Annotated in this window: 13 protein-coding genes and 1 tRNA gene; 7 read left to right on the plus strand and 7 right to left on the minus strand. The window is 54.8% G+C overall.

The features are described from left to right. Positions 1 to 216: 216 nt before the first annotated feature. Complete coding sequence (tsaD, locus tag Q1Q75_RS05420) at positions 217 to 1236, minus strand: tRNA (adenosine(37)-N6)-threonylcarbamoyltransferase complex transferase subunit TsaD (protein WP_300668159.1); 1020 nt, start codon at positions 1234 to 1236, stop codon at positions 217 to 219. 104 nt (positions 1237 to 1340) lie between these two features. Then, a complete protein-coding gene (gene purM / locus Q1Q75_RS05425) occupies positions 1341 to 2384 on the minus strand; it encodes a phosphoribosylformylglycinamidine cyclo-ligase (RefSeq protein ID WP_300668160.1) in 1044 nt (347 codons plus the stop codon). A gap of 554 nt (positions 2385 to 2938) precedes the next feature. On the opposite strand from purM, the gene Q1Q75_RS05430 reads away from it, so the two are divergent. The 4 genes from Q1Q75_RS05430 (at position 2939) to Q1Q75_RS05445 (ending at position 5427) form a co-directional block, all read left to right on the plus strand. Beyond that, complete coding sequence (locus Q1Q75_RS05430; RefSeq protein WP_300668161.1) at positions 2939 to 4243, plus strand: homoserine dehydrogenase; 1305 nt, start codon at positions 2939 to 2941, stop codon at positions 4241 to 4243. Positions 4244 to 4350: 107 nt separating this feature from the next. Further along, complete coding sequence (gene thrH / locus Q1Q75_RS05435; protein ID WP_300668227.1) at positions 4351 to 4968, plus strand: bifunctional phosphoserine phosphatase/homoserine phosphotransferase ThrH; 618 nt, start codon at positions 4351 to 4353, stop codon at positions 4966 to 4968. A gap of 2 nt (positions 4969 to 4970) precedes the next feature. After that, complete coding sequence (locus Q1Q75_RS05440) at positions 4971 to 5285, plus strand: DUF167 family protein (RefSeq protein WP_300668162.1); 315 nt, start codon at positions 4971 to 4973, stop codon at positions 5283 to 5285. 65 nt (positions 5286 to 5350) lie between these two features. Next, positions 5351 to 5427: transfer RNA gene (locus Q1Q75_RS05445), tRNA-Met, on the plus strand. Between the two features lie 73 nt (positions 5428 to 5500). On the opposite strand, the gene Q1Q75_RS05450 is transcribed toward Q1Q75_RS05445, so the two are convergent. Beyond that, positions 5501 to 6493 (minus strand): hypothetical protein, encoded by a 993-nt coding sequence (locus Q1Q75_RS05450; RefSeq protein WP_300668163.1) that lies wholly within the window; start codon positions 6491 to 6493, stop codon positions 5501 to 5503. 290 nt (positions 6494 to 6783) lie between these two features. On the opposite strand from Q1Q75_RS05450, the gene recQ reads away from it, so the two are divergent. Together recQ and Q1Q75_RS05460 are read left to right on the plus strand one after the other, a co-directional pair. Beyond that, positions 6784 to 8619: a DNA helicase RecQ gene (gene recQ, locus Q1Q75_RS05455; RefSeq protein WP_300668164.1), complete on the plus strand. Its 1836-nt coding sequence runs from the start codon at positions 6784 to 6786 to the stop codon at positions 8617 to 8619. 426 nt (positions 8620 to 9045) lie between these two features. Beyond that, complete coding sequence (locus Q1Q75_RS05460) at positions 9046 to 10599, plus strand: ATP-binding protein (RefSeq protein WP_300668165.1); 1554 nt, start codon at positions 9046 to 9048, stop codon at positions 10597 to 10599. 46 nt (positions 10600 to 10645) lie between these two features. Here Q1Q75_RS05460 and Q1Q75_RS05465 read toward each other — a convergent pair whose 3' ends face one another. Further along, positions 10646 to 10897 (minus strand): hypothetical protein, encoded by a 252-nt coding sequence (locus tag Q1Q75_RS05465; protein ID WP_300668166.1) that lies wholly within the window; start codon positions 10895 to 10897, stop codon positions 10646 to 10648. A gap of 81 nt (positions 10898 to 10978) precedes the next feature. Here Q1Q75_RS05465 and Q1Q75_RS05470 point away from each other — a divergent pair, with 81 nt between their 5' ends. Beyond that, positions 10979 to 11263 (plus strand): antitoxin, Phd family protein, encoded by a 285-nt coding sequence (locus Q1Q75_RS05470; protein WP_300668167.1) that lies wholly within the window; start codon positions 10979 to 10981, stop codon positions 11261 to 11263. 386 nt (positions 11264 to 11649) lie between these two features. On the opposite strand, the gene Q1Q75_RS05475 is transcribed toward Q1Q75_RS05470, so the two are convergent. From Q1Q75_RS05475 to Q1Q75_RS05485, 3 genes are all read right to left on the minus strand, one after another. Further along, positions 11650 to 12186, minus strand: a complete 537-nt coding sequence (locus Q1Q75_RS05475; protein WP_300668168.1) for a transposase — start codon at positions 12184 to 12186, stop codon at positions 11650 to 11652. A 194-nt stretch (positions 12187 to 12380) separates the two neighbouring features. Then, a complete protein-coding gene (locus tag Q1Q75_RS05480; RefSeq protein WP_300668169.1) occupies positions 12381 to 12557 on the minus strand; it encodes a hypothetical protein in 177 nt (58 codons plus the stop codon). A gap of 320 nt (positions 12558 to 12877) precedes the next feature. Then, entirely contained in the window at positions 12878 to 14011 is a 1134-nt protein-coding gene (locus Q1Q75_RS05485) for a hypothetical protein (protein WP_300668170.1), read from the minus strand. Positions 14012 to 14064: the final 53 nt, after the last annotated feature.

Raw genomic sequence — 14064 nt, forward strand, 5'->3', positions numbered from 1 at the left:
TGTGTACGACTTGGGAACAACTCTGAAAGAAAGCATACATCGCATGAAAAAACACTGATGGAAGATACGTCGCAAAACAAACAGTCTCAAAATACCCGGCACATCTCTACGTGACGGGAGGCTGTCTGGTCAAGAATAAAGTACAACCCCATGCGATCCGGTGATCCTTTAAAAAAGATCCCCTCGTCTTATAGGATTGTACAAAATCAAGCCCGATTATTTATGTTTGCTGTTGGACGGAAGCCTGGCGCGGGAATAGGCATCTTCATTGAGCCCCAACGCGCATCCTTCCACCCTTCGGTGGTACCCGATGGCACCGATCATGGCGGCATTGTCACCGCAATACTGAAGCTCCGGGGTGTGAAAGGAGAGGTGGTTCCGAGACGCCGCCTCGGCCACGATGGCCCGCACGCGTGAGTTGGCGGCCACGCCACCGACCACAGCGATATGACGACAATTTTTCACCTTGGCCGCATAAATCAGCTTGTGGCAGAGCACCACGGCCACCGACTCCTGAAAGCTGGCGGCGATATCATAAAGACGGGTCTCGTCAGGATCGGGGAAATCTTTCAGATAACGCCCCACGGCGCTCTTCAAGCCGCTGAAGCTGAAATCAAAGGCTTTCTTGTCCAGATAGGGCCGCGGAAAAGCGATGGCCTTGGGGTTGCCCTTCTGTGCCAGCCCGTCAATCACGACCCCGCCTGGATACCCAAGCCCCAACATCTTGCTCACCTTATCATAGGCCTCGCCCACGGCATCATCCCGGGTCTGACCCATCAACTCATAGTCGGTGGGTCCGGTCACATAATAAAGGCTCGTGTGCCCACCGGACACCAACAGGGCCACATAGGGAAAGGCAGGGGGGTTGTCCCCCAAAAAAATCGAAGACATATGCCCTTCGAGGTGGTTCACCCCCACGCAAGGGATCCCCAGGCCCCAGGCATACGCCTTGGCATAGGAGAACCCCACAAGAAGCGCCCCCACCAGTCCCGGTCCCTGGGTCACCGCCACCGCGTCCAGTTCAGACCGGTCAATCCCCGCATCGGCAAGGGCTTCCCGCACGACGGGGACGATGGCTTCGACATGTTTGCGCGAGGCCAGTTCAGGCACCACCCCACCGTAAACGTGGTGCACCGCGATCTGGGACGCCACCACAGATGAGAGAACACGAGTCCCGTCCTCCACCACAGCGGCGGCGGTCTCATCACAGGACGATTCGATGGCAAGTATTTTCATGGGTCACAACTCTCCAAATTACAAAAAACAAAAGGCCATTTTCATCAGATAAAAAACCGGTGAAAATGGCCGCATCATCGTATTTTTTTAAACACTCAAGAGGGCTACACCCATTCCACCTGGGGTGCCCCTTCTTCACGCTTGTCGATCTCACCGATAACCCAGGCTTTCTCATTCATGGCATCCAGCATATCCAGCAGCGCCTCGGCAGACTCTTCGGGAACCACAGCAGCCAATCCGATGCCGTTGTTGAAGGTCCGCATCATCTCGCGATCTTCCACATTTCCCGCGGCCTGCAGCCATGAAAAAACGGGCAAAACATCCCAGCTGCCCCGTTTAAGAACGGCCTTGCATGCGTTGGGGATCACCCGAATAATGTTCTCGTCGATCCCTCCGCCGGTAATATGAGCAAAACCATCCACCTTGTTACTGCGAAGCATCCCCTGCATCAGATCGGAATAGATTCGGGTGGGGGTCAGCAGCTCCTCGCCGAGGGTCTGCCCGAATTCGGGCACATGGGTCTCCACGGTCAGCTTCATCTTCTCGAAGCAAATCTTTCGCACCAGGGAAAAACCGTTGCTGTGAAGGCCGGTGGAGGCGATGCCGATGATCTTATGGCCCACATGAATTTCAGAGCCGTCCACGATTTTATGATCATCCACGGCGCCGACCGAAAAACCGGCCAGGTCGTATTCTCCGACACGGTACATGCCGGGCATCTCAGCGGTCTCTCCGCCGATCAGAGCACACCGTGCCTGGCGGCAGCCTTCAGCGACCCCCTCGATAATGGCTTTGGCGATCTCAGTGTCCAACTGTCCCATGGAGATGTAATCCAGAAAAAAAAGGGGCTCTGCCCCCTGAACCGCGATGTCGTTAACACACATACCCACCAGGTCAATGCCCACGGTGTCGTGCTTGCCCATCAAAAAAGCGATCTTGAGCTTGGTGCCCACCCCATCGGTGGAGCTCACCAGAACAGGCTTTTCCATACTGGAAAAGTTGGGAGAAAAAAGCCCGCCAAACCCCCCGATACTCCCCATCACACCGGGTCGGTTGGTTTTTTTGGCAATCTTCTTGATCGATTCAACAAGGGTCTTGGCCTTGGCGACATCGACCCCTGCATCCACATATGTTAACGACTCACTCATGTTCTGGGGATTCCTCCAAAGATTGATCATTCCCAAATCGGTTCATCGGATGGCCCGTCGTAAGGCTCAAACCACTGCGTCCGCCGTGGCCCTTCCTGTACAGGCCGATCCCCTGTAAAATCCGCATTTGCGGCTGTAATTTTGAAAATTCATACCTAAACAGATTCCTTTAAAAAGTCAAACCAAAACGGCACCCCCCAGCCCGACCTGATCGGGCGAATATCGCTGTAAGACGGCCTGATTCTTGAGGGTCTGTCAAAAAGCAGGTGCCCCCATCACACAGACTTCCGGTGAAAGCAAACCGGAATCGATCACCCATCCCCCTGTTTCGTAACCTTTTCCTTATCGCCCGATGGCCCGCCAGCTCCCTGAAACATTTTTTTTTGACATCATAGGCCTTTATATTGTAGTTAATGCCTGTATTTTACATGGTTTTCCGCCAAACGCGTCGAAAAGGAATACTGAAACAATTTCAAATAGTTGCCCTTCCTTTCTCCTCGGCCTGTTTTTTTAGATTATCACGTTTTGCCGCTGCCTCAAAGGAGCTCCCACTTATGAAAACGATCAAAATCGGTATCCTTGGACTGGGAACCGTGGGAACGGGTGTCGCACGCATGCTGGAGAAGGAAAAAGACCTCATCTCCTCCAGACTGGGTGCTGAACTCGAGATTGCCGGAATTGCCGACCTTGACATCGAGACCGATCGAGGCCTCGCCATTTCCCGCGACCGCCTGACCACCGATGCCTTCTCCGTCATTGATAATCCGGACATTGATATCATCGTAGAGCTCATCGGGGGAGAAACCTTTGCCAAGGAGTGCTTTGAGCGGGCCATTGCCAAAGGCAAACACATCGTCACTGCCAACAAGGCCCTCATCGCCTCCCACGGAAACGCACTCTTCAGCCAGGCCGCAGAAAACGGGGTAGACGTCGCCTTTGAAGCGAGCGTGGCCGGCTGTATTCCCATCATTAAAACCATGAGGGAGACCCTGGCCGGCAACACCGTCCACAGCCTGGCTGGTATCCTCAATGGCACCTGCAACTATATCCTGACCAAGATCACCAACGAAGGGACCCGCTTTGAGGATGCCCTCGCCCAGGCCCAGGAGAGTGGATTTGCCGAAGCCGACCCCACCCTGGATATCGAAGGGTACGATACGGCCCACAAACTGGCCATCTTGAACTCCCTTGCCTACGGCATGGAGATCAACCTGGACGACATCTATGTGGAAGGCATCACCCGGGTCACCCTGGAAGATATCCAATTCGCCGATGAATTCGGGTACCGCATCAAACTCCTGGCCATCGGCAAACGAACGAATGGGGCCATTGAAGCACGCGTCCACCCCACCATGATCCCCAAGGACAACCTCTTTGCCAGCGTCAATCACGCCGTGAACGCTGTCAATGTCTGCGGCAGTGCCACCGGCGACATGTTTCTGGTCGGCCAGGGAGCGGGCATGCTGCCCACGGCAAGCGCCGTGGTAAGCGATCTGGTGGACATCGCACGCAACCTCATCAGCGGAACCGGTCGAAGGCTTCCCTATCTTGCCTTCTACAGCGACCGCATGAACGATCTCTCCATCCTTCCCATGGATGAAGTCACCTGCCGATACTACGTTCGCTTCATGGCCCTGGACAAACCCGGAGTCCTCTCCCGCATCTCGGGTATTCTGGGAGAGTACAACATCAGCATCCGCTCCGTTCATCAACGTGAAGGGAGCAAGGACGAAAACAGCGTGCCCCTGGTGATGCTCACCAGCGTATCCCGTGAAAAGGACATGAGGCAAGCCCTGGCCGACATCGAAGCTTTGGATATCATTCAGGGCAAGGCGGCCCTGATCCGCATCGAAGAGTAGTTTTTACCATCGGGTCCACCCGGAATCTTTTCCTGGGGTGGGTCCGATCTTTCTTAACAGGCACCGCCCCGCCGGGCACCTTCACAAAATGGAAACCGCACACCATGATGAACATCATCTGCTCCGACTTAGAAGGGGTCTTCATCCCGGAGATCTGGATCAACGTAGCCGAAAAAACCGGGATTGAAGAGTTGAAACTCACCACCCGAGACATCACCGATTACAATGTGCTGATGAAAAAGCGGCTGGGCATTTTAGACGCCCACGGCCTGAAGCTTGACGACATCACCGAGGTCATCGATACCATGGACCCCATGGAAGGCGCCGCCGACTTCGTGGCCTGGATGCGCGATCAGTCGCAGCTCATCATCCTCTCCGACACCTTTGAGCAGTTTGCCGGCCCCTTCATGCGAAAACTCGGCATGCCCACCCTCTTCTGCCACCAGCTGAAAATCGACACCGAAGGACGAATCACCGACTACTGCCTTCGCCAGCAGGACCAGAAGAAAAAAGCCGTGATCGCCCTTAAAAGCCTCAACTACCACGTGACAGCCTTCGGAGATTCGTACAACGACGTCTCCATGCTCAAGGAAGCCGACCAGGGATTTCTCTTCCGGCCCCCTGCCAACGTCATCGAAGAGTTTCCCCAGTTTCCCGTAACCACCTGCTACGAAGACCTGAAGCCCCTGATCGCGGCTTCCCTTCAAACAGGGGCTGATCGATAGCCATGTTTGCCATTGAAGAGAAACAGGGGGACCTTTACTTCCGCATCTTTGTGCAGCCGAAATCCTCCAAAAACACGGTGGCCGGTATCCATGGCGACGCCTTAAAGGTAAAGATCACCGCTCCGCCCGTGGACGGGGCGGCCAATGCCATGTGCATTAAATTCTTTTCAAAATTTCTCGGGGTTTCCAAGTCCTCCATCGAGATTGTGTCCGGGCAGACTGGGCGAAACAAGCGGGTTCGAATCATCCTTGACGATACCGCCGTTGACAAGGAAAAAAGAGGCAAAATCAAGTCATTACTTAACGAATATATCTGACGGCATTTTTTTCACATCGCCTGCTTGACAAGCGCTCAATGCCCATGTATATTCCGTCTCATTGTTGCGGGGTGGAGCAGTCTGGTAGCTCGTCGGGCTCATAACCCGAAGGTCAGTGGTTCAAATCCACTCCCCGCTACCATTTGATTTTGAAAGCCTTGAAGGTGCACACCTTCAAGGCTTTTTTGTTTTCCGCGCAGCGATTCGCTGTCCCCTTAAGGCAGCCCCAGAAAATTCCAGGTCAACACCCCCGAGTTCCCATCGACGGTTCCGTCCCCATTGGCATCCACCGTCACCTGAAACCCCTCTGAAGAGACCTCAAACCACCCGAATGCCGGCCCGCCGGTGGCAGCTACCCCGGTCATTTTCAGACACCCCGTGTGGGGCAGTTCCAGGCTGGCATCCGCCGCAAAAGGGACCTCGGTGGCCACATCCACGTACCCGTAAACAGGGTGATAAAACCGTCCGGTCTGTGTCCAGGTGACTTCGGTGGCGGTGAGTTCTGTTTTGATATCAAAGCTTGCGTACTGAGCCCCCAGACCTGTGGTGAGGTTGGTGACCGAATAATTCCAGGTCTGCAACATATGATCGCCGCTCCAGGTCACCTTCAGCGCCCCCTCATAGCGCTGGGTCCCCTCGGGCTCCGTCACCACATGACGGGTGTACCTCACATCGATCGCACCAGCGAAGAGTCCGTCCCCATCCGCGTTAACGGACAGGGTATACAAGCCATTAAGAGTAATCCCTTCGAAGCAGAAGGCGTCATAGGTGACTTTGATGTCATACTCACCTGCCGCTGCATCGATCGTCGTCGCAAGGGTAAGCGTTCCCCCGCAGGCACCGTCAATGGTATTGCTGCTGGTGACAGGGGCCTTCGTCAGTGGCAGAGATGGGGCTGCGACGCCTTTGGTCGCGGAGATCCCCTGCTCCAGGAAAGGGAGCGCGCTGGGAGGAAGCCCCTGATCCTGTCCCAGATAAAGCCCTTCAACGGACGAGAGGCTCTGCTGGGACTGGGTCTGAACAAAGAGCGTTTTAGAAATCGCCGCCGCACTGGACGGGCTAATTACCGCCTGGGTGGTGGCCCCATTGTACCCGGGCGGCCGTTCCGGGACGCTGCTTCCGCCGCTGTCCCCGCACCCCATCGACAGACCAACCAGAACAACAGGAACACCCACCCACATCGCAAAGATATCTTTCCATGCACCCATCCTGGCCTCCCTCGCCTTGCATCGATGCCGGTCGACAGAACCCAGCCCGTAAATTGGCGACACCCCACAGCGAAAAGCCGCGAGGCCGCCTCAAACGCCCATATTGTTGGTTATACAGGCTATTTTACGCCACATTTCCACAAACTTCAATCCCTGTCCAGACATCTCCCCGGCCATATCAGAGATAAAGAGGATGCCATCCCCCCACGATTCTGATAAGACTCAAACCAACACAGACAGCCACGGCCATCGGGCCCCACCCCTTTTTTCAAGGAGCACGCATACCGCTCATGCACCACCCAACCCCCGAGTCCACCCTACAACACACCTTTGGTTATGAAGCCTTCCGAGGCAACCAACGGGAGATCATCGACAACCTGCTTGAAGGGGGTGACGCCCTGGTGCTTATGCCCACGGGCGGGGGAAAATCCCTGTGCTATCAGATCCCCGGAATTTTAAGGCCCGGAACCGCCGTGGTGGTCTCCCCGCTCATCGCGCTCATGCAGGATCAGGTGGAGTCTTTACGGCAAAACGGGGTCAAGGCGGGCTATCTCAACTCCTCTCTCTCCCAGCAGGAAGCCCTTCAGATGGAGCGCGCCATGGTCCAGGGCGACATGGATCTGATCTACGTGGCCCCCGAGCGACTCATGACACCCCGGTTCCAGGAGCTCCTCTCCCGAACCCCCCTTTCGCTCTTTGCCATTGACGAAGCCCACTGTGTCTCCCAGTGGGGCCACGATTTCCGGCCCGAATACATGCAGCTGGCCATCCTGGCGGAACAATTCCCCCAAATTCCGAGGATCGCCCTAACCGCCACCGCTGACCCCATCGTGCGCGAAGAGATGGCCGAGCGGCTCCACCTCACCCAGGCCAAACGCTTCGTCTCCAGCTTTGACCGCCCCAATATCCGCTACCGCATCGTGGTAAAAAATGCCCCAAAAAAACAGCTCCTTGACTTTATCGAGCAGGAGCATCACGGAGACGCAGGCATCGTCTACTGCCTGAGCCGCAAAAAAGTGGAATCCACCGCCGCCTGGCTCGCGGACCGGGGCTACACCGCCCTGCCCTACCACGCCGGGTTGCCCCAGCAGGTCCGGGCGGAAAACCAACGACGCTTTATCAACGAAGAGCAGGTAATCATCGTGGCCACCATCGCCTTCGGCATGGGCATCGACAAACCCGACGTCCGATTCGTGGCCCACCTGGATCTCCCCAAAAACCTGGAGAGCTACTACCAGGAAACAGGCCGCGCCGGACGCGACGGCCTGCCTGCCGATGCCTGGATGGCCTACAGCCTGGGCGACGCCGTCTTCTTACGGCAGATGCTGGACTCCTCGGATGGAAACGAGCAGTTCAAACGCATCCAGCACCAGAAACTAAACGCCATGCTGGGCTTCTGCGAAATCACCGGGTGCAGGCGCCAGGCCCTTCTGGCCTACTTCGGAGAAACCCTGGAAAAACCCTGCGACAACTGCGACACCTGCCTTTCACCCGTCGACACCTGGGAAGGCACCACCGCAGCCCAGAAAGCCCTCTCCTGCGTCTACCGCACCGGACAGCGATTCGGTTCCGGCCACCTCATTCATGTGCTGCTGGGGAAAATGACGGACAAAGTGGAAGGCTGCGGCCACGAGAACGTCTCCACCTTCGGCATCGGCAAAGAGCTCTCCGAGAGCGAATGGCGATCGGTCTACCGACAGCTGGTGGCCGCCGCCCTCCTAAGCGTGGAGCCCCAAACAGGGGGCTTTCGTCTCAATGAAAAATCCATGACCGTCTTAAAAGGCCAGGAGAAGATCCACTTTCGGAAGGACCCCTCCCCGGCACGAAAGGGGAAAAAATCCCAGGCCCGGGGTCGCGCCTCCCGCCTCATGGAAGAGGTGTGCGTCGCCCCCGGCGCCCGCATCCTCTGGGACAAACTGAAAAGCTATCGCAAAGAGACCGCCAAAGAAGCGGGCGTCCCGCCCTACCTCGTTTTTAACGACGCCACCCTGGCCGACATCATCGACAAAATGCCCTTAGACGATATCGAGTTGCTGGCCGTCTCCGGCATCGGACAGCAAAAATTGTCATCGTATGGGGATGAGATTTTAGCGATTATCGATGAGCATTTGAAAGATATTGTTTAAGGGAAAAAAGCCTCCGGCGGCAAGGTGAGCCACCTTGAAAGCAGGTTGCGATCACATTCAACCCCAAAAATTCCGGTAAACGCCCACCTCTGCAGGGTGCGGCGTGCGCACCGCCAAGCGTTGCGTAAACCGACTGCAGCTCATGTTGTGATGGGCGTCATTGAAAATGGGCAGGATGTGTGGCCGGTGGCTTGCCTAACGTTAAAAGGTGCGGGAGCCGCATCCTACCGGCCTCGACAACTCTGCTGCCGACGGCAACATGCCCCCTTCACGATTTGATATCCCACCGTCCTTGCTTGATTTTCCTTTCACCGGGACAACCATTTGAATCTTGGCTCAGATCTGATAAAAACAAGAAACAGGCAAGGGGCAATGGAGAGACAAGCCTACCGTTCAAAAACCTGCAGGCAACCTAAGGTGACCCACATGGCATTAAAAAAACTCCCCATCGGGATTCAGACGTTCAGTGAAATTCGAGAGGACGACTATGTGTATGTCGACAAGACCGGTATCGCCTTGACTCTCATTGAAAACGGGAAATACTATTTCCTCTCAAGGCCCCGACGATTCGGCAAGAGCCTCTTTGTGGATACCTTGCGGTGCCTCTTTGAAGGCCAGAAAGAACTGTTCAATGGGCTTGCCATCGAAGATCACTGGGACTGGAGCAGATCGTTTCCGGTCATCACCCTCACCTTTGCCGCCGGAGTCCTGCGCTCCGAAGAGCAGCTCCTGGAGTCCATCCACGATCAACTGGACCGTAACAGCCGAAAACTGGGCGTCAAAACAACCCACACCAACCCCGCTTTAAGGCTTCAGGAGCTCATTGAAAAAACCCATGAAGCATCCGGTAAGAAGGTCGTTGTGCTCGTGGACGAATACGACAAGCCCATTCTGGACAATCTCGATAGCCCTGAGATAGCGGTTCAGATGCGTGAGGGTTTAAAGGATCTGTACTCCGTCATCAAGGCCCGGGACGCAGAGCTTCGGTTTGTTTTTCTTACGGGGGTGTCCAAGTTCAGCAAGGTGTCCATTTTCAGTGGGTTGAACAACCTTCAAGACATCACCCTTTCAAAAAAATTCGGGAGCATCTGCGGCTACACCCAGGCTGACCTGCAGCACCACTTCAAGAACCATCTCACTGGATGTGACCCGGAACAGATCAAGAGCTGGTACAATGGCTTCAACTGGCTGGGTGAGAGCGTTTACAACCCCTTTGACATCCTCCTCTTCATCGCCAATGACCACGCATTCAAAAACTACTGGTTTGAGACAGGAACCCCAACCTTTCTTGTCAACCTTATCCAAACGGGCAAATACTTTATCCCGGCCATTGAAACTATCCAGGCCAGCGACGAGCTTATCGGAAGCTTTGACATTGAAAGCATCAACGTGGCGACCCTCCTCTTCCAGGCCGGCTACCTCACCATCGACCGTGAGAAGCAAGTGGCCGACGACATCATTTATCTACTGAAATACCCGAACAAAGAGGTTAAAAAAAGCCTGACAGGCTATCTACTCTCGCATCTTTCACAGAACATGGAAGAAAAACAGGGAATCAAGGGCAACCTATACGAGGCTCTGTGCAGGAAGGAGTTAGACGCCCTGCACGCCATCTTCCACAGCTTTTTTGCCTCCATCCCCAACGATTGGTACCGAAAAAACAATCTCTCCCGTTACGAGGGCTACTACGCCTCCATCTTCTACTGCTATTTTGCGTCACTCGGCCTTAACGTCACCCCCGAAGACACAACCAACCACGGCCGCATCGACATGACGTTAAAGATGAAAGATACCATCTTTGTTTTTGAGTTCAAGGTGGTGGAGCTGATAAACGAGACAAATTCAGCCCTGGAGCAGATCAAGGCCAAACGGTATCACGAAAAATTCGCGGGATACGGGGAGGCCTACCTGGTGGGCGTCGAGTTCTCCAAAGAGGAGCGCAATATTGTGGGGTATGCGTGGGGAAAAAGCAGCGCGTAGGGTGCGGCGCTCCAAGTCTCTGTCCCCCTACTGTGCCTCTGTCTTCTCAATGGGGTGTCTTGCCGGAAGATAGATTTTCTATCAGGCTGAAATAGGTCAATTTCCACTGGCCGGAGGCCACATCGTGGCGAATGAGATACTCGCCCCCATCGTCTCCCCTGCATTTGAAATAGCGATGGTCGGGGGCCAGCCATTGGTCCAGCACCTCTTCCACCTGAATTACGTTTTCACCCAACGTAATCATCCGGGGCGTCTCCTCTCCCCGGTAGCCCGCATAACAGCTGACATGGATTTTCATGGGTTCTCTCCGTGCTGAGTTGACACAGGGCCAACTATAAGCCAAGCTCATGTCACAGGTCATAATGTAGTGAGGTCATGTATGGAATTTACTGGAAATACAATATCCCTCAGCTCTTTTAAAGCCCATGCCGCCAATATCATCAAGGAAATTTATGGCAACCGGGGCACCCTGATCATTACGCAAAACGGTGAGACCAAAGCTATTGACCAGGAGATTCGCTCTTACGAGGAGACCCAGACGAGCCTTGCCATGCTGAAAATCATCGCCGTGGGGGAAAAAGATATTGAAGAAGGAAGGGTCCAGCCGGCAGCCGACGTTTTTCGTGAACTTTACGAAAAGACAGGCAAAGAGAATTATAAATGAAAATCATCTCGTTATGAGATCGTACGACTGATCGCAACCAGCCCCTCACCCCCAAGATAATCTCTGCAACTTTGGCCTCGTTCCCAAGCTCCGCTTGGGAATGTCAGACGGAGGCTCTGCCTCCATGCTGAAGACCATGACGACCTGTGAACCCATTCATAGCCCCTCGCCTCCCGCACCGGCAAGGCAGAGCCTTGCACACCCCACACCCAGGCGGAGCCTGGGAGCGAGAGAGAATGCCGCGTTTCAGCCATTGTCTCACCTCACACGTCCTCGTTTCCAAGCCCCGCTTGGGAATGCCCCCCGGAGGCTCTGCCTCCATGCTGAAGACCATGACAGGCCTCTTTTTTGCGATCGCAACGTCTGAGGCATTAAAACGCATCACGTCAGGAGATCGTACGACTGATCGCAACCAGCCCCTCACCCCCAAGATAATCTCTGCAACTTGAATATCGCCAGTGTTCCGGTGCATCGACATACCATCTTTGCATCGGGTTGTTATGAATATACGTCGCTTTCTGAGTCAACTGTTCCATAGAGGTCATCTGTTTCGGGTGAAACCCCTCCTGCCAGACCTGGTAGCTTTGATCCACCTTATGGGCCTTCTTGCCGGCGCCCATCTCCTTCAGCCAGAACTGCGGACCGCGAGTCTTCAAATGATCCACGATACGCCGTGCCGTAAAGGATTTCATCCGCTTCATATCAGAGGACAACACGGGCGACGAGAGGATGAGGTGGGTGTGGTTCTCCATGAGAACCCAGGCATGGATATCTACATGCTCCTGTCGAGACAACCAATTTAATGAATCAATGAAAATTTGGGCGCATTCGGGAATGGAAAAAAGGGGAATCCAACGATTGAGAGAGCTTGTGACAAAATAGGTGTGACCGCCTTCAACGACATGGTACCTGCTGCGTCCCATAGAGACCTCCTCAGATAGTCATTTCGAAGTAACCTCATGTAATATTCGTATCACATAGTAATTCCAACTGGTTATGATGTACAGATAAAACAGCCTCACTCACACCGGCAAGGCAGAGCCTGGCAGAAAGAGAAAAAGCGTTCTTGGTTCTTGGTGCTTGGTTCTTCGTTCGAGGAGTCGCTGCGCTCTGGCAATTATAAAAAAACCGTGCATACTCCACACCCAGGCAGAGCCTGGGAGCGAGAGAGGGTGTCGCGTTTCACCTGCTGCATCATCTCACAGGTTCTCGTTCCCAAGCTCCGCTTGGGAATGCCCTTCGGAGGCTCCGCCTCCACGGTGGATGAGGCGACAACCTGTAAATTAATTCTCACACTTTCGCATCCCAAACCGGCAAGGCAGAGCCTGGGTACGAGAGAGGGCGTCGCGCGTCACCTGCTGCATCGTCTCACAGGTTCTCGTTCCTAAGCTCCGCTTGGGAATGCCCTTCGGAGGCTCCGCCTCCATGCTGGATGACACGACAACCTATGCATTAATTCACACACCTTCTCCTCCCACACCGGCAAGGCAGAGCCTTGCACACCCCACACCCAGGCGGAGCCTGGGTGCGAGAGAAAATCGTCGGCCTTGATGAGCTGTGCGGTATTTCGGCGGTGCGCAAGCGCACCCTACCTCATATCCCCCACACCGGTGATCAGGCGTCACGCGTAGGGTATGCTTGCGTACCATTGACCGGGAAGCCGATACTCTGCAAAACCATCTCAATCTCACCCGCCCCAAGTCCCTCCTGGGGCCATCGCTCCTGAGGTGCTTTTACCAGATAGGCTTCTGCCAGCTCAGTCCCAAGCCAGGAGACGGCAAAGGCCGGGTCGTGATGTTTCAGCTGACCGGCATTGCAGGGGGTGAGGAGATTTTTCTGAATCAATGCGGCGTAGAGACAACGCTCCGGTTCGACGGTAGACAAGCCCGCCTTTTCGCGCTTATCGCTCAATCCTTTTGGAATCGTCAACCCCTCGGGATCGAGATCTCCAAAATAGTAAACACCAACGGACCCCAGGGCATCTTCAACAGCCCAAAGCGCTTCGCAGCCAACCTCCAGGCTATTGATCATATTGCCCTTGCCGTAGACCACGGCGGCAAAGCGCCCCACCTTTGCATTGGCTCGGCAGCAGCTCCAATAGGTGTTGGCGTTCTCCACCACGAGCAGCGGTTTCCCCTGATTCTCATCGCCATTTTTTGAAAAGGCTTCATAATGAAGAGGCTCCGGGCAATGGAAGCAGGAGAGATCTACAAGAGAGATACGACCGCCAAAAAGGGGCTTACGAGCCACGCCCTCAAGGGCCTTTTCATCACCAAAGATCTCAAGGGATCTTTCCCGGTGAGGAATATCGGGGACATTCCCTTGCCGCCCTTTGAGCCAGGCATTCACTGCGATGGCTTTCTGCATGATCTTTTTATTATGGATGATCTTGGGATCAACCGACACGGGCGTCATGCGAGGCACCCACACGGTGGATTCTATCCGCGATTTAAGGTCCTCATTTTCACGTAACTTTTTCATCTCTTCTTCGGTGGGACAACGCACAACCTTGGTTGGCCGCCCCGTCTTATCCCGAGCGACCTTGCTAAAGGCCTTGAGAACCCCTTCGGCCACCAACGATTCCAGAAGCTCATGAAGCCTGCTTGCCGCTCCAAAATCGCTTTCATGGGGCAACGCCAGCCGGGCAACCGCTTCGAGCTTTTTGACCTCCACTGTTTTTCTCTCTGACGCCAGCAGATGCCTCATCACATCGCGGCGGAGTTGTGTTTCAATTTCTTTTCCCATCATTGTCTCCTGCACTGGCGGAGGCTGGGTGCGAGAGAGGGTGTCACGCGTCGCGC

This window comes from Desulfoluna sp., from assembly GCF_030145185.1.
Lineage (GTDB): Bacteria > Desulfobacterota > Desulfobacteria > Desulfobacterales > Desulfolunaceae > Desulfoluna.

What these genes read in the sequence shown, in the direction of transcription:
- recQ (WP_300668164.1), top strand. Translation starts at nt 6,784, where the DNA reads ATGCACCACCCAACCCCCGAGTCCACCCTACAACACACCTTTGGTTAT.
- Q1Q75_RS05430 (WP_300668161.1), top strand. Translation starts at nt 2,939, where the DNA reads ATGAAAACGATCAAAATCGGTATCCTTGGACTGGGAACCGTGGGAACG.
- thrH (WP_300668227.1), top strand. Translation starts at nt 4,351, where the DNA reads ATGAACATCATCTGCTCCGACTTAGAAGGGGTCTTCATCCCGGAGATC.
- Q1Q75_RS05485 (WP_300668170.1), bottom strand. Translation starts at nt 14,011, where the DNA reads ATGATGGGAAAAGAAATTGAAACACAACTCCGCCGCGATGTGATGAGG.
- Q1Q75_RS05450 (WP_300668163.1), bottom strand. Translation starts at nt 6,493, where the DNA reads ATGGGTGCATGGAAAGATATCTTTGCGATGTGGGTGGGTGTTCCTGTT.
- Q1Q75_RS05460 (WP_300668165.1), top strand. Translation starts at nt 9,046, where the DNA reads ATGGCATTAAAAAAACTCCCCATCGGGATTCAGACGTTCAGTGAAATT.
- Q1Q75_RS05470 (WP_300668167.1), top strand. Translation starts at nt 10,979, where the DNA reads ATGGAATTTACTGGAAATACAATATCCCTCAGCTCTTTTAAAGCCCAT.
- purM (WP_300668160.1), bottom strand. Translation starts at nt 2,384, where the DNA reads ATGAGTGAGTCGTTAACATATGTGGATGCAGGGGTCGATGTCGCCAAG.
- tsaD (WP_300668159.1), bottom strand. Translation starts at nt 1,236, where the DNA reads ATGAAAATACTTGCCATCGAATCGTCCTGTGATGAGACCGCCGCCGCT.
- Q1Q75_RS05475 (WP_300668168.1), bottom strand. Translation starts at nt 12,186, where the DNA reads ATGGGACGCAGCAGGTACCATGTCGTTGAAGGCGGTCACACCTATTTT.
- Q1Q75_RS05440 (WP_300668162.1), top strand. Translation starts at nt 4,971, where the DNA reads ATGTTTGCCATTGAAGAGAAACAGGGGGACCTTTACTTCCGCATCTTT.
- Q1Q75_RS05465 (WP_300668166.1), bottom strand. Translation starts at nt 10,897, where the DNA reads ATGAAAATCCATGTCAGCTGTTATGCGGGCTACCGGGGAGAGGAGACG.